This window comes from Kluyvera intermedia (assembly GCF_034424175.1).
GTDB lineage: Bacteria > Pseudomonadota > Gammaproteobacteria > Enterobacterales > Enterobacteriaceae > Kluyvera > Kluyvera intermedia.
Window position 1 is genome coordinate 565,732 of sequence record NZ_CP139986.1, and the last position, 21,272, is coordinate 587,003.

At 52.8% G+C, this 21,272-nt stretch carries 16 protein-coding genes; 8 read left to right on the forward strand and 8 right to left on the reverse strand.

Annotation, left to right across the window (positions count from 1 at the left end; translation table 11 throughout):
* Window positions 1-26: 26 nt before the first annotated feature.
* Window positions 27-290 carry a peroxide/acid stress response protein YhcN gene (gene yhcN / locus U0026_RS02695; RefSeq protein ID WP_062774125.1) on the reverse strand — a complete coding sequence of 88 codons (264 nt, stop codon included), beginning with the start codon at window positions 288-290 and terminating at the stop codon, window positions 27-29.
* Window positions 291-665: 375 nt separating this feature from the next.
* Window positions 666-1,136 carry a transcriptional regulator ArgR gene (argR, locus tag U0026_RS02700; protein ID WP_062774127.1) on the reverse strand — a complete coding sequence of 157 codons (471 nt, stop codon included), beginning with the start codon at window positions 1,134-1,136 and terminating at the stop codon, window positions 666-668.
* A gap of 455 nt (window positions 1,137-1,591) precedes the next feature.
* On the opposite strand from argR, the gene mdh reads away from it, so the two are divergent.
* Window positions 1,592-2,530 carry a malate dehydrogenase gene (mdh, locus tag U0026_RS02705; RefSeq protein ID WP_062774128.1) on the forward strand — a complete coding sequence of 313 codons (939 nt, stop codon included), beginning with the start codon at window positions 1,592-1,594 and terminating at the stop codon, window positions 2,528-2,530.
* A gap of 55 nt (window positions 2,531-2,585) precedes the next feature.
* Here mdh and degS read toward each other — a convergent pair whose 3' ends face one another.
* The 3 genes from degS to zapG form a co-directional block, all read right to left on the reverse strand.
* Window positions 2,586-3,653, reverse strand: coding sequence for an outer membrane-stress sensor serine endopeptidase DegS (gene degS / locus U0026_RS02710; RefSeq protein ID WP_062774355.1), 1,068 nt, complete (start codon window positions 3,651-3,653; stop codon window positions 2,586-2,588).
* Between the two features lie 90 nt (window positions 3,654-3,743).
* Window positions 3,744-5,120: a serine endoprotease DegQ gene (gene degQ, locus U0026_RS02715; RefSeq protein ID WP_062774130.1), complete on the reverse strand. Its 1,377-nt coding sequence runs from the start codon at window positions 5,118-5,120 to the stop codon at window positions 3,744-3,746.
* A 139-nt stretch (window positions 5,121-5,259) separates the two neighbouring features.
* Window positions 5,260-5,658: a Z-ring associated protein ZapG gene (zapG, locus tag U0026_RS02720; RefSeq protein ID WP_062774132.1), complete on the reverse strand. Its 399-nt coding sequence runs from the start codon at window positions 5,656-5,658 to the stop codon at window positions 5,260-5,262.
* 198 nt (window positions 5,659-5,856) lie between these two features.
* On the opposite strand from zapG, the gene zapE reads away from it, so the two are divergent.
* From zapE to sspB, 5 genes are all read left to right on the forward strand, one after another.
* Window positions 5,857-6,981, forward strand: a complete 1,125-nt coding sequence (gene zapE / locus U0026_RS02725) for a cell division protein ZapE (protein ID WP_062774134.1) — start codon at window positions 5,857-5,859, stop codon at window positions 6,979-6,981.
* Window positions 6,982-7,309: 328 nt separating this feature from the next.
* Complete coding sequence (gene rplM, locus U0026_RS02730) at window positions 7,310-7,738, forward strand: 50S ribosomal protein L13 (protein WP_052284015.1); 429 nt, start codon at window positions 7,310-7,312, stop codon at window positions 7,736-7,738.
* A gap of 15 nt (window positions 7,739-7,753) precedes the next feature.
* A complete protein-coding gene (gene rpsI / locus U0026_RS02735; protein ID WP_062774136.1) occupies window positions 7,754-8,146 on the forward strand; it encodes a 30S ribosomal protein S9 in 393 nt (130 codons plus the stop codon).
* Window positions 8,147-8,440: 294 nt separating this feature from the next.
* Window positions 8,441-9,079 (forward strand): stringent starvation protein SspA, encoded by a 639-nt coding sequence (gene sspA, locus U0026_RS02740; protein WP_062774137.1) that lies wholly within the window; start codon window positions 8,441-8,443, stop codon window positions 9,077-9,079.
* A 4-nt stretch (window positions 9,080-9,083) separates the two neighbouring features.
* Window positions 9,084-9,581: a ClpXP protease specificity-enhancing factor gene (gene sspB / locus U0026_RS02745; RefSeq protein WP_062774139.1), complete on the forward strand. Its 498-nt coding sequence runs from the start codon at window positions 9,084-9,086 to the stop codon at window positions 9,579-9,581.
* Window positions 9,582-9,675: 94 nt separating this feature from the next.
* Here sspB and U0026_RS02750 read toward each other — a convergent pair whose 3' ends face one another.
* From U0026_RS02750 to gltB, 3 genes are all read right to left on the reverse strand, one after another.
* Entirely contained in the window at window positions 9,676-10,752 is a 1,077-nt protein-coding gene (locus U0026_RS02750; RefSeq protein WP_062774141.1) for a PDDEXK nuclease domain-containing protein, read from the reverse strand.
* A 203-nt stretch (window positions 10,753-10,955) separates the two neighbouring features.
* Window positions 10,956-12,374, reverse strand: a complete 1,419-nt coding sequence (locus U0026_RS02755) for a glutamate synthase small subunit (protein ID WP_062774142.1) — start codon at window positions 12,372-12,374, stop codon at window positions 10,956-10,958.
* Window positions 12,375-12,383: 9 nt separating this feature from the next.
* Entirely contained in the window at window positions 12,384-16,844 is a 4,461-nt protein-coding gene (gltB, locus tag U0026_RS02760; RefSeq protein ID WP_073971103.1) for a glutamate synthase large subunit, read from the reverse strand.
* A gap of 683 nt (window positions 16,845-17,527) precedes the next feature.
* Here gltB and U0026_RS02765 point away from each other — a divergent pair.
* A complete protein-coding gene (locus tag U0026_RS02765) occupies window positions 17,528-18,454 on the forward strand; it encodes a TIGR01212 family radical SAM protein (protein WP_126440963.1) in 927 nt (308 codons plus the stop codon).
* 293 nt (window positions 18,455-18,747) lie between these two features.
* Complete coding sequence (gene arcB, locus U0026_RS02770) at window positions 18,748-21,087, forward strand: aerobic respiration two-component sensor histidine kinase ArcB (RefSeq protein WP_062774146.1); 2,340 nt, start codon at window positions 18,748-18,750, stop codon at window positions 21,085-21,087.
* Window positions 21,088-21,272: the final 185 nt, after the last annotated feature.

Sequence of the window (21,272 nt, forward strand, 5' to 3'; positions counted from 1 at the left end):
TTTTTAACGCATTATTACACGCGAGCTTATTTGTACAGCTCAGCCGTTGCGTGCCAATGAGAACCGGTACGCGCCTCAATGATGCGATAAGAAGAAGCCCCTTCTTCCTGTGCTTTTTTGTTCAGCATTTGATGCATATCCATCGGAGTTGAGCCAACGGAACCGATTGATACGGTGCCAAGGGACTCACGCGTCTGGGCCTGGTCGCTGTTAATAGAATCAGCGGCGAATGCGCCAAAAGAGATAACGGAAAGGATGCTTAAAGCGGCAACGGTTGTTTTGATTTTCATGATACTTACCTCGTCGAATTTTTTTGGAAGGCCTTTATTCTGTGACCCTCATCACGAAATTAAGTATACACTAATCACATAAAATATTAATACCTGACTAATGGTTGCGCGTGTAATTACATGTCAAGAACCGTCATTTTTAGAACGTATATGTATAAGAAAGCGCATAATCTGGCAAAGCTATGCTGCAATAATGCGTAAAATCAAAAAGATAGAATAATTTGATATTTTGTGCGCTTAAGTCAGGATATATTCACTGTGTATATGTATCAGGGTGAGGGATCGCACTAAATGCTAACGAAACGGCAGTTTAAGATGTGGGGATGGCGGGGATAAGCCGCTCCTCTGGAAATCCAGAGGAGGCAGCAGAAGGGATTACAGTTCCTGCTCGAACAGAATCTGGATAGCCTCAAAGAGATCTTTAACGCTAAAGCCTCTGGCCGGGGTAGTGAAAATGGTGTCATCGCCAGCAATGCTGCCGAGAATGCCCTCAGCTTTACCCAATGAGTCCAGCAGGCGCGCGATCAACTGTGCGGCGCCTGGGCTGGTGTGGATAACGACCACGGAATCGTTGTAATCAATGTCCAGCACCAGGTTTTTCAGTGGGCTGGTGGTGGTTGGTACGCCCAGTTCGGCTGGCAGGCAATAAACCATCTCCATTTTGGCGTTGCGCGTACGCACGGCGCCAAACTTAGTCAGCATACGAGAGACTTTGGATTGGTTAATATTATCGAAGCCCTCTTCCTGTAAGGCCTGAACAATTTCGCCCTGAGAGCTAAATTTTTCTTCCTTCAGTAACGCTTTAAAGGCTTTAACTAATTCTTCTTGTTTGGTCGAACTTCGCATAAGTCACCCGAGTATGGTGGTGAAATTAACATTATTATGCATATAGGTGAATTTTTATGCAAAACAATTTGCCCCAAGAGGCTAAATAAAATAGAGAAAGGCAAGATTTTAGCAAAAATTAGCCCTAAGAAACATGCTTATGTCACGGGAAGCAAATAAGTTAAAAGTAAATGAAATGTTATTAAATTGCTGTTGTTTTACGCAACATGCTGAGTATATTGTAATCGATAGTTGATGAAAATTTGGTTTCGTAGACAGACCTTTTTCTGGAAGTCATGCGGTTCAACCAACAATGCTGTTGGATAACCCGCATTCTGTAAGCAATTATATTGTAATTAATTACCTCGTGAATTAAGGTCGCCGCAACGGAGTAACAACAGGTCTCTCCTGCGTTGGTTATGCGGTCCACAGCAGGTTGCTACCTGAATGTCATTAACCACAATAAGGAGTTTAGGATGAAAGTCGCAGTCCTTGGTGCCGCCGGCGGAATCGGTCAGGCGCTTGCCCTACTACTAAAGACCCAACTTCCTTCAGGTTCAGAACTCTCTTTGTATGATATCGCCCCCGTCACGCCTGGTGTCGCGGTCGATCTCAGCCATATTCCAACGGATGTTAAAATCAAAGGTTTCTCGGGTGAAGATGCGACGCCAGCGCTAGTTGGGGCTGATGTCGTTTTGATCTCAGCAGGTGTTGCACGTAAACCCGGTATGGATCGCTCCGATCTGTTTAACGTTAACGCCGGGATTGTGAAAAACCTGGTGCAACAAGTCGCCAAAACCGCGCCAAAAGCCTGCATTGGTATTATTACCAATCCGGTCAACACGACGGTGGCCATTGCCGCTGAAGTGCTGAAAAAGGCGGGCGTGTATGATAAGAACAAACTGTTCGGCGTAACGACGCTGGATATCATCCGCTCCAATACCTTTGTTGCCGAGCTGAAAGACAAAAACTGTGGCGACGTGGAAGTGCCTGTCATTGGCGGCCACTCCGGCGTGACCATCCTGCCTTTACTGTCGCAAATTCCTGGCGTCAGCTTTTCCGATCAGGAAGTGAATGACTTAACCAAACGCATCCAGAACGCGGGCACCGAAGTGGTGGAAGCGAAAGCGGGTGGTGGGTCAGCAACGCTCTCTATGGGACAGGCGGCGGCGCGTTTTGGTCTGTCGCTGGTACGCGCTCTACAGGGCGAAAAAGGCGTGGTGGAATGCGCTTATGTTGAAGGTGACGGCGAATATGCCCGTTTCTTCTCACAGCCGCTGCTGCTCGGTAAAAACGGCGTTGAAGAACGTCAGTCAATCGGCAAACTGAGTGCCTACGAACAGCAGGCGCTGGAAGGGATGCTGGAAACGCTGAGAAAAGATATTCAGTTGGGTGAAGAGTTTATCAACAAATAAGACCATTAGTCTTATTGTCACAAAGGGGCCGAATGGCCCCTTTGCTTTTGCTTCATTAGTCTGATGCCGGGTATTCCTGAATCGTCACCTGCATCGTCATCTTCTTATCATCACGCATCACCACGACCGGAATGATTGAACCCGGGCGAATCTCCGCCACCTGATCCATTGTCTCCAGCGCGGAAACCGCCTGCTTGCCGTTCACCGAGATAATCACGTCGTTATTCTGGATCCCCGCCTGGGCTGCCGGGCCGTTCGGCGACACATCATTAACCACGATCCCCTGGATCGGGTCGATACTGCTGCCCTGCGCGTGCAGCGGTGCAATTTCACGCCCGCTGATGCCGATGAAGCCACGGATCACTCGGCCATCGCGAATCAACTTATCCATGATCTTGGTTGCCAGCTGGAACGGGATCGCAAAACTGAGCCCTTCAGGCGTTTCGCCATCGTTGCTTTTATCAAAGGAGAGGGTGTTGATCCCCATCAGCTCGCCCAGCGAGTTCACCAGCGCACCGCCAGAGTTACCGTGGTTGATCGAGGCATCGGTTTGCAGGAAGTTCTGCCGACCGCTTGGGTTCAGGCCAATACGGCCGGTGGCGCTGATAATCCCCTGAGTGATGGTCTGCCCAAGGTTGTATGGGTTACCAATCGCCAGTACCACGTCGCCAATATGCGGAATGCGTGCCGGATTAATCGGGATAACCGGTAGGCCTCCGGTTGCGTTAATTTTGAGTACCGCCAGGTCGGTCAGGCTATCGGAGCCTACCAACAGGGCTTCAAACACACGACCGTCCTGCAACGCGACGATGATTTGATCGGCGTTGTTGATCACGTGTTTGTTGGTAATGATGTAGCCGCGTTCATCCATAATCACCCCGGAGCCAAGTGTTTTGATCTCCAGTTGATTATTGGTGCTGTTGTTTACGCTGCGATTGTAGACGTTGACCACCGCAGGCGCGGCGCGGCGCACCGCAGAGTTATAGCTCGTCGGCGTTTCATCCGTGCTGCTAAAGTGCTGGGTGGATAACGGGTTCCACTGGCGCAAAGAGGGGACGGTGGCAATCAAAATGCCGCCGACCAATAAACCGAGTGCGACCGAACGTAAGAGCTTTACTAGCATGATACCGGCATCGTTGATAAGGAAACTGAAACGAAGCATACCACGAGTTAACCGGACATACATTCCATGCTATGTCCGGTTTAACCCGGATTACCGCATAAGCAGATAGATGCTCTCATTACCGCGCATGACGTTCACTGCAATCACGGCGGGCTTGGCTTCCAGCACTTTGCGCAGTTCGGCAATCGACTGAGTTGGCTGGCGGTTAATGCCAATAATGACATCATCCTTATGCAGACCAACCTGAGCCGCCGGGCTGCCTTTCTCGACATCTGAAATGACGACCCCTTTGGTACCGTCTTTTGCCTGGCCATCGCTCAATTGAGCCCCTTCCAGTGCAGGGATAATCAACTGGGCGCTGGCGGTGGATGAAGTGCTCTTATCCAGCGTGACTTCCACCTCCATCGGCTTGCCGTTACGCAGCAGGCCCAATTTGACCTTAGAGCCTGGCTCTGTGGTGGCAATACGTGAACGCAGTTCGGCAAAACTGTTGAGAGGTTTACCGTTCAGGCTGGTAATGACATCGCCGGATTTTATCCCTGCTTTAGCGGAACCCGAACCCGGCAACACTTCACTGATGAATGCTCCGCGCTGCACATTGAGATTAAAGGCTTTAGCAATATCCGCCGTCATCTCCATGCCGCGAATACCCAGCAGGCCGCGTTTGATTTCACCAAACTGAATCAGTTGCTGTGCCAGGGTCTGCGCCATATTGCTAGGGATGGCAAAGCCTATACCAACGCTGCCGCCGCCGGGCGCCAGAATGGCGGTATTGATGCCAATCAGTTCGCCGTTGAGGTTTAGCAGGGCGCCGCCGGAGTTACCACGGTTAATGGCGGCGTCGGTCTGAATAAAGTTTTCCAGCCCTTCCAGATTCAGGCCGCTGCGCCCCAGGGCCGAAACGATCCCTGAGGTTACGGTCTGCCCGAGGCCGAAGGGGTTACCGACGGCGACGGCGAAATCACCGACGCGCAGCTTGTCAGAGTCGGCGATGGCTATTTGGGTTAAGTGGCTGGCTTTTTGAATTTGCAGCAAGGCGATGTCGCTTTGATCGTCACTGCCAATGAGTTTGGCATCGAACTCACGACCATCGTTTAGCTGGATGCTAATCTTCTGCGCATCGCTGACCACATGGTTGTTGGTCAGTACATAGCCTTTTATGGCATCAATAATCACGCCGGAACCCAGCCCTTCAAATTTCTGCGAAGGTTCGTTCGTGGCGTTACCGCCGTCGTCACCAAAGAATTTCTTTAGCTCCTCTGGCACCTGCTGATTCACCGGCGCGGTTCCCTCTACTTTCACACTCACTACCGCAGGCAGGACTTTCTCCAGCATTGGCGCAAGGCTTGGCAGGCTACCCTGGCCAGGAACCTGCGTAGGTAATGACGCCATCACTGGCGCGGGTACGGCAAGAGAGAGTCCGATGCTTAACGCTAACGCACTTAACAGTAAAGTCGATTTGCTCATTGATGCTGGCCCTCATGACCCTGAAGATAAGGACAATGCTTCCCGAAAAGGCTGATGTTATTGAATTAAATATAGTCGGCGTGAACAGAAGAGGACGGGCGCATATCATGCGCCCGTAGAAAAATACTGAAAATGCAGATTAATCGCGTTTGGCACCGCTACGCAGCAGGCCAGATGCGCCATCTGAATAGTCGCGTGGCATCTGTACCGGCGCCTGGTCGTTACCGGCTTCGGACTCCGCCAGGCGATTGCGGAACGGGTTGGCCTCAGGCGACATCCCCGGCAGCAAGTTGCTGGAGCTTTTCGCCATGTGCTGGTAAATCTGGCGATAGTCATCGGCCATGTTATCGAGCAACTCGGCGCTGCGGGCAAAATGGCTGACCAGCTCTTCGCGGTACTCTTCCAGTTCGGCTTTGTTTTTTTCCAGTTCGTACTGCAAGGCCTGCTGCTGGCGTAATTTGCGATTACCGAAACGCATGGCCACGGCACCGATGATGATACCGACAACTAACCCAATTAGCGCGTATTCCCAGGTCATGAACATCTCCCATTGTTTTGTTGTTCCGTAGGGTATTGGCGACTTCGGCAACTCCATGCCTGCACCCGATAGTGCCACTATAACCGCTAATCCCGTAGAAGTGGAATCCTGACGCATCATCGCGTAGTGTAGAACGGACTTTTTTTAGTCAATCGTGAAGTAAGACATACCGGTTTTCAAAGGAATAACAATTAGATCATGCAAAGCCTGTCCCCCACATTGCGCTATCTTCAGGCCCTCGAACAGGGCAGCCATCAACCAGATGATGTCCAGCGTGAGGCGGTAAGCCGCCTCGATACCATTTACCAGGAACTTCAAACAAAAATAACGGCACCTGCCGCTGGTGGCGGGCTAAAAGCGCGCTTTGGTAAACTGCTGGGCAAGAAAGACAACGACACACCGACCGCCGTTCGCGGCCTTTATATGTGGGGCGGCGTAGGGCGCGGGAAAACCTGGCTGATGGATATGTTTTACCAAAGCCTGCCGGGCACCCGTAAACAACGCCTGCATTTCCACCGTTTTATGCTGCGAGTGCACGAGGAGTTGGCGGCGCTGCAAGGGCATAGCGATCCGCTGGAAATTGTTGCCGAACGCTTTAAAGCGGAGACGGACGTCCTGTGTTTCGACGAATTTTTTGTTTCGGATATCACCGACGCCATGCTGCTTGGCGGCTTAATGAAAGCGCTGTTTGCTCGCGGTATTACGCTGGTGGCAACGTCGAATATTCCGCCGGATGAGCTTTATCGCAACGGGCTACAGCGTGCGCGCTTTATGCCCGCCATTGAGGCGATTAAAGAACATTGTGACGTCATGAATGTCGATGCGGGTATCGATTACCGTCTGCGTACCTTGACTCAGGCGCACCTGTGGCTCTCGCCGCTCAATAGCGAGACGCGTCAACAGATGGATAAGCTATGGCTGGCGCTGGCGGGTACCGCGCAGCACAATGCCAGCACGCTGGAAATTAATCATCGTCCGCTGCCGACGCTGGGCGTTGAGAATCAAACGCTGGCGGTGTCGTTTACGACGCTATGCGTGGATGCGCGTAGCCAGCATGACTATATCGCGCTGTCGCGTCTGTTCCATACGGTGATGCTGTTTGATGTCCCGGTGATGACGCCCTTGCTTGAGAGTGAAGCACGACGCTTTATTGCTTTGGTGGATGAGTTTTACGAGCGCCACGTGAAGCTGGTGGTGAGCGCGGAAGTTGAGCTGTACAACATCTATCAGGGCGAACGACTGAAGTTTGAGTTCCAGCGCTGCCTATCGCGTTTGCAGGAGATGCAGAGCGAAGAGTATCTGAAGCGCCCGCACATGCCTTAATTAATGCATAGCCTATGTAGCCCGGGCGAGGCGTTCACGCCGACCCCGGGAAACCCTCCGCACGAATTCCCAGCATCGCTTCGACCGACCGGTCTACATGGGCAAACAAAACCCATCGCAAATCACATAAAGGGGTCGATCTTTGACCCTGACTTCTCTATACTCTTGCGACCCCACGTTACGAGAGAGTTTTTTTCCCAAAACTTTCTATGTGCCGGCATAGGCTATTCGAAGGGGTAGGTTTGCTGGACAATGTCGTGTGAACCTCATCTGACTAAACGTTTGGGTGTTCACCAACGTGTAACTAATTTATTTGGGTAAGCTTTTAATGAAAACTTTTACAGCTAAACCAGAAACCGTAAAACGCGACTGGTATGTTGTCGACGCGACCGGTAAAACTCTGGGCCGTCTGGCTTCCGAACTGGCTCTGCGCCTGCGCGGTAAGCATAAAGCGGAATACACTCCGCACGTAGATACCGGTGATTACATCATCGTTCTGAACGCTGATAAAGTTGCTGTAACCGGCAACAAGCGTACTGACAAAGTGTACTATCGTCACACTGGCTACGTCGGTGGTCTTAAAGAAGCGACCTTTGAAGAGATGATTGCTCGCCATCCTGAGCGTGTGATTGAAATCGCGGTTAAAGGCATGCTGCCAAAAGGCCCGCTGGGTCGTGCAATGTACCGTAAACTCAAAGTTTACGCGGGCAATGAGCACAACCACGCGGCACAGCAACCGCAAGTTCTTGACATCTAATCGGGATTATAGGCAATGGCTGAAAATCAATACTACGGCACTGGTCGCCGCAAAAGTTCTGCAGCTCGCGTTTTCATCAAACCGGGTAGCGGTAAAATCGTAATCAACCAACGTTCTCTGGAACAGTACTTCGGTCGTGAAACTGCCCGCATGGTAGTTCGTCAGCCGCTGGAACTGGTCGATATGATTGGTAAACTGGACCTGTACATCACCGTTAAAGGTGGTGGTATCTCTGGTCAAGCTGGTGCTATCCGTCACGGTATCACCCGTGCACTGATGGAATATGACGAGTCACTGCGTGGCGAACTGCGTAAAGCAGGCTTCGTTACTCGTGATGCTCGTGAGGTTGAACGTAAGAAAGTCGGCCTGCGTAAAGCACGTCGTCGTCCTCAGTTCTCCAAACGTTAATTGGTTTCTGCTTCGGCAGACAACAATTTGCGAAAAAACCCGCTTCGGCGGGTTTTTTTATGCCCGTAGAATGGGGATTGTAGGTTCTTTTTCTGCTTTTCCAGAATCGCCTCACCACAAGTCATTCAAAATCTGGTAGACTATCATCCAATTTTCTGCCCAATTGCGCGCGATTGTTCATTTTATGTTTAGTTTATGAACGAGAATGTTGTCTAACGTGCAGAGGCTTATCATCTGGCTAGCCGCCGTTGTGGCTGGTAGCAGTACAAATTCTGATTACACCTGGAGGTTTTCATGGCTGTCGCTGCCAACAAACGTTCGGTAATGACGCTGTTTTCTGGTCCTACTGACATCTATAGCCATCAGGTCCGCATTGTGCTGGCTGAGAAAGGTGTTAGTTTTGAAATCGAGCTCGTGGAAAAGGACAATCCACCACAGGATCTGATTGACCTCAACCCGAATCAAAGCGTTCCGACACTGGTCGATCGTGAGCTGACCCTTTGGGAATCTCGCATCATTATGGAATATCTGGATGAGCGTTTCCCTCATCCGCCGCTGATGCCGGTTTATCCGGTTGCACGTGGTGAAAGCCGCCTGTACATGCACCGTATCGAAAAAGACTGGTACTCACTGATGCACACTGTGATGTCCGGTTCTGCCGCTCAGGCCGATGCCGCTCGTAAACAGCTGCGCGAAGAACTGCTGGCGATTGCCCCAGTGTTCACTCAGAAGCCATTCTTCCTGAGCGATGAGTTCAGCATCGTTGACTGCTACCTGGCTCCACTGCTGTGGCGTCTGCCGGTCATGGGTATTGAGCTGGTAGGTGCGGGTGCTAAAGAGCTGAAAGGCTATATGACCCGCGTCTTCGAGCGTGATTCTTTCCTCGCGTCCTTAACGGAACCTGAGCGCGAAATGCGCCTTGGCCGGGGTTAATTGAATGGATGTTTCACAGCTTTCTCCGCGTCGTCCGTATCTGCTTCGCGCGTTTTATGAGTGGCTGCTGGATAACCAACTGACGCCACATCTGGTGGTTGACGTGATGCAGCCCGGTATAAACGTACCGATGGAGTATGCGCGCGATGGTCAGATTGTGTTGAACATCGCGCCGCGCGCGGTAGGCAACCTCGAACTGTCCAACGAAGAAGTGCGCTTTAATGCGCGCTTCGGCGGCGTTCCACGTCAGGTTTCGGTCCCACTGGCTGCCGTGCTGGCTATCTATGCCCGTGAGAACGGCGCTGGGACGATGTTTGAAGCAGAAGCGGCCTATGATGAAAACGCTGAAGGCTTCAACGATGATGCTGTGGAAGAGAGTGGTAACGAAACGGTGATGTCAATCATTGATGGTGATAAGCCTGATAGCGATGACGATACCGATCCAGACGACACTCCGCCACCGCCACGCGGTGGACGCCCGGCGTTACGCGTAGTGAAATAAAATCAGGCCCTTTAGGGCCTGATTTGTTTTGTAGGGATTAACGCGCCACACACTCTTTTATTCCCAGAATATCATCACCCTATCGTTCACCCCGTTAATTGGTTTTATGAGCCTCAAGCATGGTTTGCGAGCGGACGAGTTCATCCGCCAACAACTTCTCGTCAGGTAACTGCATTTTGTACTCACTGGTAAGCACTTTATGAGGTAAACCCGTCAGGGCATAGTGAGCCTCGCCAGCACCTTTTTCCGCGCACAGGATTAAGCCTACAGGTGGATTCTCTCCAGGCATTGTCCAGTGCTCCTGGGCGTAATTCAGATACATGTTCATTTGCCCTGCATCGGCGTAGCTAAATTTGCCGACCTTAAGGTCAACGATGAGCAGGCAGCGTAAGCGGCGGTGGAAGAACAGCAGGTCAATGCGAAACCAGCTATCGTCAATGCGTAATCGACGCTGACGACCCACAAAGGCAAAGTCATCACCGAGTTCCAGCATAAAATCCATCAGGTGGTTTATCAGCGCTTCTTCAAGATCGGATTCAGAATACTCATCCTTCAGATCGAGGAATTCGAGAATGAACGGGTCACGTATTGCTTGTTCTGGCGTAACATCAGCGACGGTGGGGGCGGCCTGCTGCAACATGGTGGTTTTATCGTGGGACAGTAATGTTCGTTCGTAAAATTGGGTGGTGATTTGCCTATCAAGCTGCCTTACTGACCAGCCGTTACGTAACGTCTCTTTCTCGTAAAAAGCGCGGGCATCAGGATTTTTAACCGATAGCAGGCGGACATAAGCTGACCAGGGAAGCAGGAAAATTTTGGCGAGTTGTGCCAGACGGGAAGATTCACCAGACACTGTCTGCTGAATTCCAATGCTCTGAAAATAAAGATAAAAAGCCCGTATCTGTCGCAAGTTTCCCGTTGAAAACCCCCGTTTGTATCGCTGATTTAAATCGACGGACAAACGTTCAATCAGTTGAGTTCCGTAAGCCGCTCGCGCTTCACCGCCTTGTTCAAATTCGACAATTCGGCGGCCAATCTCCCAATAAGTTGCCGTCATAATTGCGTTGATGCTGCGGACCGTTTCTGTCCGGGCGTTATCCAATAAATGAATTATACCGTCATGGATTTGCTGATAATCCTCAGCACGGGATGTAGAGGTGAGTGTATTCATGTCTTCCCTGGCGTGATAGTTACGAGGTGAAAATATATCGCTATCAATACGCTCGGGGTCTTATGTCGTCAATCCATGCCGATTGGATTACATGGACTTGCATCAGTACTTGCGAGTTGCTTTCCAGGAATGTCGTGAATGTGCGAAGAAGAAAACAGGCCCCCATCCAGCAATGTGAATTTGGCAGGGGGCCAGAGAGGTTTTTACACTTCCAGGTAATTCATAATCCCGTCAGCCGCTTTACGACCTTCGGCAATCGCCGTGACCACCAGGTCCGAACCGCGCACGATGTCACCACCGGCGAAGATTTTCGGGTTGCTGGTCTGGAATGCATTCTCGCTGCCTTCCGGGGCAATAACACGACCCTGAGAGTCCAGCTCAACGCTGTGTTTTGCCAACCATTCCATGCTGTGAGGACGGAAACCAAATGCCATTACTACTGCATCGGCTGGCACCACGTGTTCGGAACCGGCAACGATCTCCGCACGACGACGGCCTTTCGCATCCGGCTTGCCCATTTCAGTACGTGCCATTTTTACGCCGCATACTTTGCCGTTCGCATTCACTTCCACACCCAGTGGCTGGACGTTGAACTGGAACTCGACGCCTTCTTCACGCGCATTTTTCACTTCGCGTTTAGAACCTGGCATATTCTCTTCATCACGACGGTAGGCGCAGATAACATGCGCGGCGTTCTGACGAATAGAAGTCCGTACGCAGTCCATCGCGGTATCGCCGCCGCCCAGCACAACAACGCGTTTGCCTTCCATGCTGACATACGGCTCGTCAGGCGTTTCGCCGAAGCCCATCAACTGCTTGGTATTGGCAATCAGGAACGGCAGGGCATCGAATACGTCAGAAGCGTCTTCGTTTTCCAGACCGCCGCGCATCGACTGATAGGTGCCCACGCCGAGGAATACGGAATCGTAATCCTTCAGCAGGTCATCGATCTGTACATCGCGGCCGACTTCTACGTTGAGTTTGAACTCAATACCCATGCCGGTGAAGATTTCACGGCGGCGGGTCATAACTTCTTTCTCCAGCTTAAAGGCCGGGATACCGAAGGTCAGCAGACCGCCGATTTCCGGGTGACGGTCAAAGACCACCGCCTTCACGCCGTTGCGGGTCAGCACATCGGCACACGCCAGGCCAGCCGGGCCGGCACCGATGATGGCGACTTTCTTGTCGGTCTGCTTAACGCCGGTCATGTCTGGACGCCAGCCCATCTCAAACGCTTTATCGTTGATATAGCGCTCGATGTTGCCGATGGTCACCGCGCCGAACTCATCGTTCAGGGTACAGGAACCTTCGCACAGACGATCCTGCGGGCAAACGCGCCCACAGACTTCCGGCAAGGTATTGGTCTGGTGTGACAGCTCTGCTGCCTCAAAAATACGTCCCTCGTTGGCCAGTTTCAGCCAGTTAGGGATGTAGTTATGTACCGGACATTTCCACTCGCAATACGGGTTGCCGCAGGACAGGCAGCGGTCTGCCTGTGCTTTGGCCTGGCCTTCGGAAAACGGCTCATAGATCTCGATAAACTCGATCTTACGGATCTTCAGCGGTTTCTTTGGCGGATCAACGCGCTGGAGGTCGATAAATTGATATACGTTCTGACTCATGATGACCCCTTACTGCGCCTGCACACGCAGCTCAGCTGCGCTACGACTACGATGACCCAACAGTGCTTTCACATCACTGGACTTCGGTTTAACCAGCGCGAATTTCGCTGAGAATGCCGGCCAGTTCGCCAGGATCTCTTCGCCACGGGATGAACCGGTCAACTGCACGTGCTCGGTAATAAGCCCACGCAGATGCTCTTCGTGAATAGCCAGCGTTTCAACATCCAGCACCTCCACCAGTTCCGGGTTCACGCGTTTGCGGAAATCACCGCTTTCATCCAGTACGTAGGCGAAGCCGCCCGTCATACCGGCACCGAAGTTGACGCCCGTTTTCCCCAGCACGCAGACGATCCCGCCAGTCATGTATTCACAACCGTTGTCGCCAATACCTTCCACGACGGTGATGGCCCCGGAGTTACGCACACCGAAACGTTCACCTGCGCGGCCTGCGGCGTACAGACGACCACCGGTCGCGCCGTAAAGGCAGGTGTTGCCGATAATGCTGGCTTCATGACTGCGGAAGGCAGAACCGACCGGAGGACGAATCGCCAGCAGACCGCCAGCCATGCCTTTACCGACGTAGTCGTTGGCATCGCCGGTCAGATACAGCTCAACGCCGCCGGCGTTCCACACGCCGAAGCTCTGGCCTGCGGTACCGCTGAAGTGCGCTTTAATCGGATCTGACGCCAGCCCTTGGTCGCCGTGCGTCTGGGCGATGTAGCCCGACAGCGATGCGCCCACGGAACGGTCGGTGTTGCGGATATCGAACCAGAAGGTTTTGCTCTGGCGCTCATCCACAAACGGTTTTGCCTGCTGCAACAGTTGAGCGTTCAGCACACCGTTATCAAACGGTGGGTTGTTCTCAGTGCAGAACAGCGCTTTGCCAGGATGCGGCTCGGCGGTTTCCAGCAGACGAGACAGCTCCAGCTTCTGCTGCTTGGCGGTGAACCCGTCCAGCTCTTTGAGCAGGTCGGTACGGCCAATAAGATCCACCAGGCGGGTCACGCCCAGGCTTGCCATTAGCTCGCGCACTTCACGGGCGATAAATTCAAAGTAGTTGGTCACTTTGAACGGCAGGCCGTGATAGTGGTTCTTACGCAGTTTTTCGTCCTGGGTTGCTACACCGGTTGCGCAGTTGTTCAGGTGACAAATACGCAGGTATTTACAGCCCAGCGCGACCATTGGGCCGGTGCCGAAGCCGAAGCTTTCCGCGCCGAGAATCGCCGCTTTAATGATGTCGACGCCGGTCTTAAGACCGCCATCCACTTGTAAACGGATCTTGTGACGCAGACCGTTAGCCACCAGTGCTTGCTGAGTTTCCACCAAGCCCAGTTCCCACGGACAGCCTGCATATTTCACGGAAGAGAGCGGGCTTGCGCCGGTACCACCGTCGTAACCGGCGATGGTGATGAGATCCGCATAGGCTTTCGCCACGCCGGTCGCGATGGTGCCAACGCCCGGTTCGGAGACCAGCTTCACGGAGATCAGTGCTTTCGGGTTGACCTGTTTTAAGTCGAAAATCAGCTGCGCTAAGTCCTCGATAGAGTAGATATCGTGGTGCGGTGGCGGGGAAATCAGCGTCACGCCCGGTACCGAATAACGCAGTTTAGCGATGTACGGCGTGACTTTATCACCCGGTAACTGACCGCCTTCGCCCGGTTTTGCGCCCTGAGCAACTTTAATCTGAATGACGTCAGCGTTCACCAGATACGCCGGGGTTACACCAAAGCGACCAGAAGCAACCTGCTTAATACGCGACACTTTATTGGTGCCGTAGCGCGCAGGGTCTTCACCACCTTCGCCGGAGTTGGAGTTACCGCCAATGCTGTTCATCGCTTCCGCCAGCGCTTCGTGCGCTTCCGGGCTCAGTGCGCCGATAGACATCGCTGCCGTATCGAAGCGCTTGAACAGTGAGCTTGCCGGTTCAACGTCAGACACGCTCACCGCTTCGCCATTCGGGGCAATCGCCAGCAGATCGCGCAGCGTGGCGGCCGGACGGTTATTCACCAGTGCGGCATATTCTTGATAATCGCTGTACTCGCCGCTTTGTACCGCCTGTTGCAGGGTGCGCACTACGTCCGGGTTATAGGCGTGGTATTCGCCACCGTGGACGTATTTGAGCTGACCGCCCTGATCCAGTGGCTTACGCGCAAGCCAGGCACGTTTCGACAGGTTCAGCAGATCTTGCTGGAAGTCGTCGAACGACGCCCCGCCGATACGGCTGACCACGCCCTGGAAGCAGTTCTCAACCACGTCATCGTGCAGGCCAACCGCTTCAAACAGTTTGGAGCAGCGATAAGATGCGATAGTCGAGATGCCCATTTTGGACATGATCTTGTACAGACCTTTGTTGATTCCGTTACGGTAGTTCAGCATCACCGTGCGGTAATCTTTTTCGATAGCGTGGGTATCAATCAGACGTCCCAGCGTTTCGTAGGCCAGATACGGATAGATTGCCGTGGCACCGAAACCGAGCAGCACCGCGAAGTGATGCGGGTCACGGGCGCTTGCCGTTTCAACGATGATGTTGGCGTCGCAGCGCAGGCTCTTATCTACCAGACGTGCTTGAACGGCGCCGACGGCCATCGGTGCCGGAACCGGCAGACGGTTTTTGGCAATGTTACGGTCAGACAGCACCAGCAGGACGGTACCGTCACGAACCATCTGTTCGGCTTTATCGCACAGCGCTTTGACCGTCTCTTCGAGGTTGGATTCCGTCACATCGAAAGTGATATCCAGCGTATCGGCGCGGTAGTGCTCCTCTTTCATCGTGGTGAGCTGATTGAAATCGGAGTACAGCAGAATTGGTGATTTGAAGCTCAGACGGTGCGCCTGGCCTTCCGCTTCGCAGAAGACGTTCATCTCACGACCGATGCTGGTCGCCAGCGACATGACGTGCGCTTCACGCAGCGGATCGATTGGCGGGTTGGTCACCTGCGCAAACTGCTGGCGGAAGTAGTCATAAATAATGCGTGGCTGGCTGGAGAGCACGGCAAACGGGGTATCATCGCCCATTGAACCGACCGCTTCCTGGCCATTTTCACCGAGTACGCGCAGGATGGAGTCAAGCTCTTCGGCGCTGTAGTTAAACTGTTTTTGGTAGCTGGCGAGCGTATCGTCGTCCAGCTCGCGGCTGCCGACCTGATCGTCTGCCAGATCTTCAAACGGCACCAGTCGACGGACGTAGTTCTCCATCCACTCTTTGTACGGATGGCGGCTTTTCAGATCGTCATCGGTTTCCGCCGAGTGCAGAATGCGGCCTGAGCGGGTATCGATAACCATCAGTTCGCCTGGCCCCACACGACCTTTTTCCACCACTTCATCAGGCTGGTAGTCCCAGATACCGACTTCAGAGGCGCAGGTAATCAGCTTATCTTTGGTGATAACGTAGCGTGCCGGGCGCAGACCGTTACGGTCAAGGTTACAGGCGGCGTAGCGACCGTCGGACATGACAATGCCCGCCGGGCCGTCCCACGGCTCCATGTGCATGGAGTTAAAGTCGAAGAACGAACGCAGGTCTGGATCCATATCCGGGTTGTTCTGCCAGGCCGGTGGCACCAGAAGACGCATGGCGCGGATAATGTCCATCCCGCCCGCCAGCAGCAGCTCAAGCATGTTATCCATGGAGCTGGAGTCAGAGCCGGTTTCGTTAACGAACGGTGCGGCGTCGTGCAGATCCGGGATCAGCGGGGTCTGGAATTTATAAGTACGTGCACGCGCCCACTGGCGGTTACCGGTGATAGTGTTGATCTCACCGTTGTGCGCCAGATAACGGAACGGCTGCGCCAGCGGCCAGCGCGGCACGGTGTTGGTGGAAAAGCGCTGGTGGAACAGGCAGATAGCCGACTCCAGACGCAAATCCGCCAGGTCCAGGTAGAAGCGCGGCAAATCTGCCGGCATACACAGACCTTTATAGATGTTGACCAGGTTAGACAGGCTACAGACGTAGAAGTCTTTATCTTCCTGGAGACGTTTTTCGATACGGCGACGCGCAATAAACAGACGGCGTTCCATATCGCGTGGACGCCAGCCCGCAGGGGCGTTGACAAAAATTTGCTCGATACGTGGCAGAGAGGAGAGGGCGATTTCACCCAGCACGCCTTCGTTGGTCGGCACATCGCGCCAGCCCACGATAGACAGGGTCTCGCGCTGTAGCTCTTCTTCGACAATACGGCGAGAAGCTGCGGCAAGCTCAGGATCTTTATTCAGGAACAGCATCCCGACAGCGTAGTTTTTCGCTAAGCGCCAGCCGCGCTCTGCAGCGACGATGCGAAAGAAACGGTCAGGTTTTTGAAGCAGCAGACCACAACCATCGCCGGTTTTACCATCGGCGAGGATTGCCCCACGGTGCTGCATGCGGGCCAGTGCGTGTATAGCGGTACGCACTACCTTGTGGCTAGGTTCGCCTTCTATGTGGGCGATCAGGCCGAAACCACAGTTATCCCTCTCAAGGGATTTATCGTACAACATATCAGTGAACCTCCCCAGGCTCTACGGGACGCCCCCTTAATCGATTGCGCGCAAGGCACAGCAAGAGCATGGCGACGGGGTATGGCATTCATTGCCTACCTCGCATTCGCCCTCTTCTATCCTTTTCGCGTAGGTCACACAAGTTTGAGGACTTGCTTAAGAGGGAATCTCAATTACTGCATAAATATGATGAGCAGGCTGCTCATCCAGAAAGCTTCCAGCGGATTCCCAACTTATCGGGAATCGGTACATAGGTCAAATGGCAAACTTATTTATACAGAAATGTGCTATAGGGTAATTAACGATATGAATAATAAAAGAAATGTGATGTTTTTGTTGTGTGTTGACCTGCAGGGGAAGGGATAGGGAGTGTGATCTGTCTCACTATATGAAAGCGCTGTGATAATCGTCATGCGCTGTTAATTTAATGAAAGGCAGAATTTAATGCTGGCATTGAGTGTGGGGGTATAGGATCACTCTGTTTTTCAACGGCAGGTGGATTATGACTAATTTGACGTCAGACATAAGGAAAAATAATCTCATTGTCGATGAATGAAATTGCAGTAATTTTGATTGGTTATGCAATAAGGTAAAAGGTCTACATGGCGATTGATCCAGGTCATCGCCGATCGAGACTAAAAGTGGCAGGCTTGGCCCCTTTCTTCAGGCCGGTCTATCAGATTATGCAGTTACAAAAATTAGTCAATATGTTTGGTGGGGATCTTTCGCGTCGTTATGGTGAAAAGGTTCATAAACTGACGCTGCATGGTGGATTTAGCTGCCCAAACCGCGACGGCACTATTGGCCGCGGCGGTTGTACGTTCTGCAATGTGGCTTCATTTGCCGATGAAGCGCAGCAGCATAAGTCGATTGCCGACCAGCTAGCGCATCAGGCGCAACTGGTGAACCGCGCTAAGCGCTACCTGGCCTATTTCCAGGCCTATACCAGCACCTTTGCGGAAGTGCAGGTGTTGCGTTCGATGTATCAGCAGGCGGTGAGCCAGGCCAATATCGTCGGGCTGTGTGTGGGAACGCGTCCGGACTGCGTGCCGGAAGCGGTACTCGATTTGCTGAGCGAATACCACGAGCAGGGCTATGAAGTGTGGCTGGAGCTGGGTCTGCAAACCGCGCACGATAAAACGCTGCACCGTATTAACCGTGGCCATGATTTTGCCTGTTACCAGCGAACGACGCGTCTGGCTCGTGAGCGCGGTCTGAAGGTGTGCAGCCACCTTATCGTCGGTTTGCCGGGTGAAGGGCAGGGTGAGTGTCTGGAGACGCTTAAACAGGTAGTTGAGACCGGTGTTGACGGCATTAAACTGCACCCGCTGCATATTGTCACCGGTAGCATTATGGCGAAAGCGTGGCAGGCGGCAAGGTTGAGTGGGATTGAACTTGATGATTACACTGTGACTGCCGGTGAAATGATTCGCCACACACCGCCTGACGTGATTTACCACCGTATCTCCGCCAACGCTCGTCGCCCAACGCTGCTGGCACCGTTGTGGTGTGAAAATCGCTGGACCGGGATGGTCGAGCTGGATAAATACCTCAACGAAAACGGCGTTCAGGGTTCGGCATTGGGTATGCCGTGGGTGCAGCCCGCTTAATGTCTGTGCATCATCGATAATCCGCCACGTATTCGTCGATACGGTGAATGCGTGCCGACTGCCGGATGGCGGCTACGCCTTATCCGGCCTACATCCGTCGGTAGCTGGTAGCCCGGGCAAGGCGTTTACGCCGCCCCCGGGATGTGTGCCGGAGCCTCCCAGGGCCAGGGCGACCAAACCTTAAGAATCCACACGACTCATTTCACAGATAATCCTCGCATTTTTTGTACAACCTACCGCGCCGTGCTCAGAATTGGGTATGATTGAACGATGAAGTCGTTAAGGAACTCCTCATGAAGCAAATCCGTATGCTGGCGCAGTATTACGTCGACCTGATGATGAAGCTGGGTCTAGTACGTTTTTCCCTGCTGCTGGCGCTCGCGCTGGTGGTGTTGGCTATCGTGGTACAAATGGCGGTGACCATGGTGCTGCATGGTCAGGTAGAAAGTATTGACGTCATTCGTTCAATCTTCTTTGGCCTGCTGATCACCCCATGGGCGGTCTATTTTCTCTCGGTGGTCGTTGAACAGCTAGAGGAATCACGACAACGACTTTCCCGCCTGGTGGAGAAGCTTGAAGAGATGCGCGAGCGCGATCTCAAGCTGAACGTACAGTTAAAAGACAATATTTCACAGCTTAATCAGGAAATCAGCGATCGTGAAAAAGCGGAAGCCGAGCGCCGGGCAACGCTTGAGCAGTTGAAGGTTGAGGTGCAGGAACGTGAAGAGACGCAGATCCGCCTCGAACAACAGTCCTCCTTCTTGCGCTCTTTCCTTGATGCCTCACCGGATTTGGTTTTCTACCGTAATGAAGATAAAGAGTTCTCTGGCTGTAACCGCGCCATGGAGTTGCTGACCGGCAAGAGTGAAAAGCAGCTGATTCACCTGCATCCCGAAGAGGTCTATACCCCTGAGGCGGCAGCGAAAGTGATTGAAACCGATGAGAAAGTCTTCCGCCATAATGTCTCGTTGACCTATGAACAGTGGCTTGACTATCCGGACGGACGCAAAGCCTGCTTTGAGATCCGCAAAGTGCCTTACTACGACCGTGTGGGCAAGCGCCACGGATTGATGGGCTTTGGCCGCGATATTACCGAACGTAAGCGTTATCAGGATGCGCTGGAGCGCGCTAGCCGTGATAAGACCACCTTCATCTCCACGATTAGCCACGAACTCCGTACACCGCTAAACGGCATCGTGGGGTTAAGCCGCATTCTGCTCGATACCACTCTGACCGGCGAGCAGGAGAAATACCTGAAAACCATTCATGTCTCAGCGATAACGCTGGGTAATATCTTCAACGATATTATCGATATGGACAAAATGGAACGTCGTAAAGTCCAACTGGATAACCAGCCTGTCGATTTTACCGGCTTCCTGGCTGACCTGGAAAACCTCTCCGGTTTGCAAGCGCAGCAAAAAGGGCTGCGTTTTGTGATGGAGCCGACGTTACCGCTGCCGCATAAGGTGATTACCGATGGCACCCGTCTACGTCAGATCCTGTGGAACCTGATCAGTAATGCCGTGAAGTTTACCCAGCAGGGTAACGTGGTTGTTCGCGTTCGTTATGACGCGGGCGATATGCTGCACTTTGAAGTGGAAGATTCCGGTATCGGCATTCCGCAGGGTGAGCAGGACAAGATTTTTGCCATGTACTATCAGGTCAAAGATAGCCAGGGCGGTAAACCGGCGACCGGCACCGGCATCGGTCTTGCCGTGTCGAAGCGTCTGGCAAAAAGTATGGGTGGTGATATCGAGGTTTCAAGCCAGCCTGGCCATGGTTCAGTCTTTACGCTGACGGTTCATGCCCCAGCGGTGGCGGAAGAAGTGGAAGATGCCTTTGAAGACGACGATATGCCGCTGCCGGCGTTGCACGTCTTGCTGGTGGAAGACATAGAACTGAACGTCATTGTTGCCCGTTCGGTGCTGGAGAAACTCGGCAATAGCGTGGATGTTGCCATGACCGGCCAGGCGGCGCTGGAGATGTTCACCCCGGGTGAGTATGACCTGGTGCTGTTGGATATCCAGCTTCCGGATATGACCGGTCTGGATATTTCCCGCGAGCTGACGCGCAAATATCACGCTGACGACCTGCCGCCGCTGGTGGCGTTGACAGCGAACGTCTTGAAAGACAAAAAAGAGTATATGGACGCAGGCATGGACGATGTACTGAGCAAACCGCTTTCAGTACCGGCCCTGACGGCGATGATCAAGAAGTTCTGGGATACCGTTGAAGACGAAGAGGAGAGTGCCGTGACCCCTGTTGAAAGTGGTAAAACGCAACAGCTGCTGGATATTGCCATGCTGGAGCAGTACATCGAGCTGGTTGGCCCTAAACTGATTACCGATGGTCTGGCGGTATTCGAGAAAATGATGCCGGGTTATCTGTCGGTGCTGGAATCTAATCTCACCGCCCGGGATCAGAAAGGCATCGTTGAAGAAGGACACAAAATTAAAGGTGCCGCGGGCTCTGTTGGCCTGCGCCATCTGCAACAGTTAGGACAGCAGATCCAATCACCGGATTTACCTGCTTGGTGGGATAACGTTGGTGAATGGGTTGAAGAGATGAAGTCTGAGTGGCGTAACGATGTCGCGGTGCTGAAAGCTTGGGTGGCGAGTGTTCCTAAAAAATGACCCCGGTCTAGCCGGGGTGCGCGAATACTGCGCCAACACCAGGGAACCGGTGGCTGCGTCAGATGATTAATATGATTTTGATTTTTTGACACAACCTGAAATACGATTGCACGTTCAATAAGATAGCAAATCTTAAATTATTTGTTACATGAATCAGTAAAATGTGTGAACCGTAGCGTCTTAAT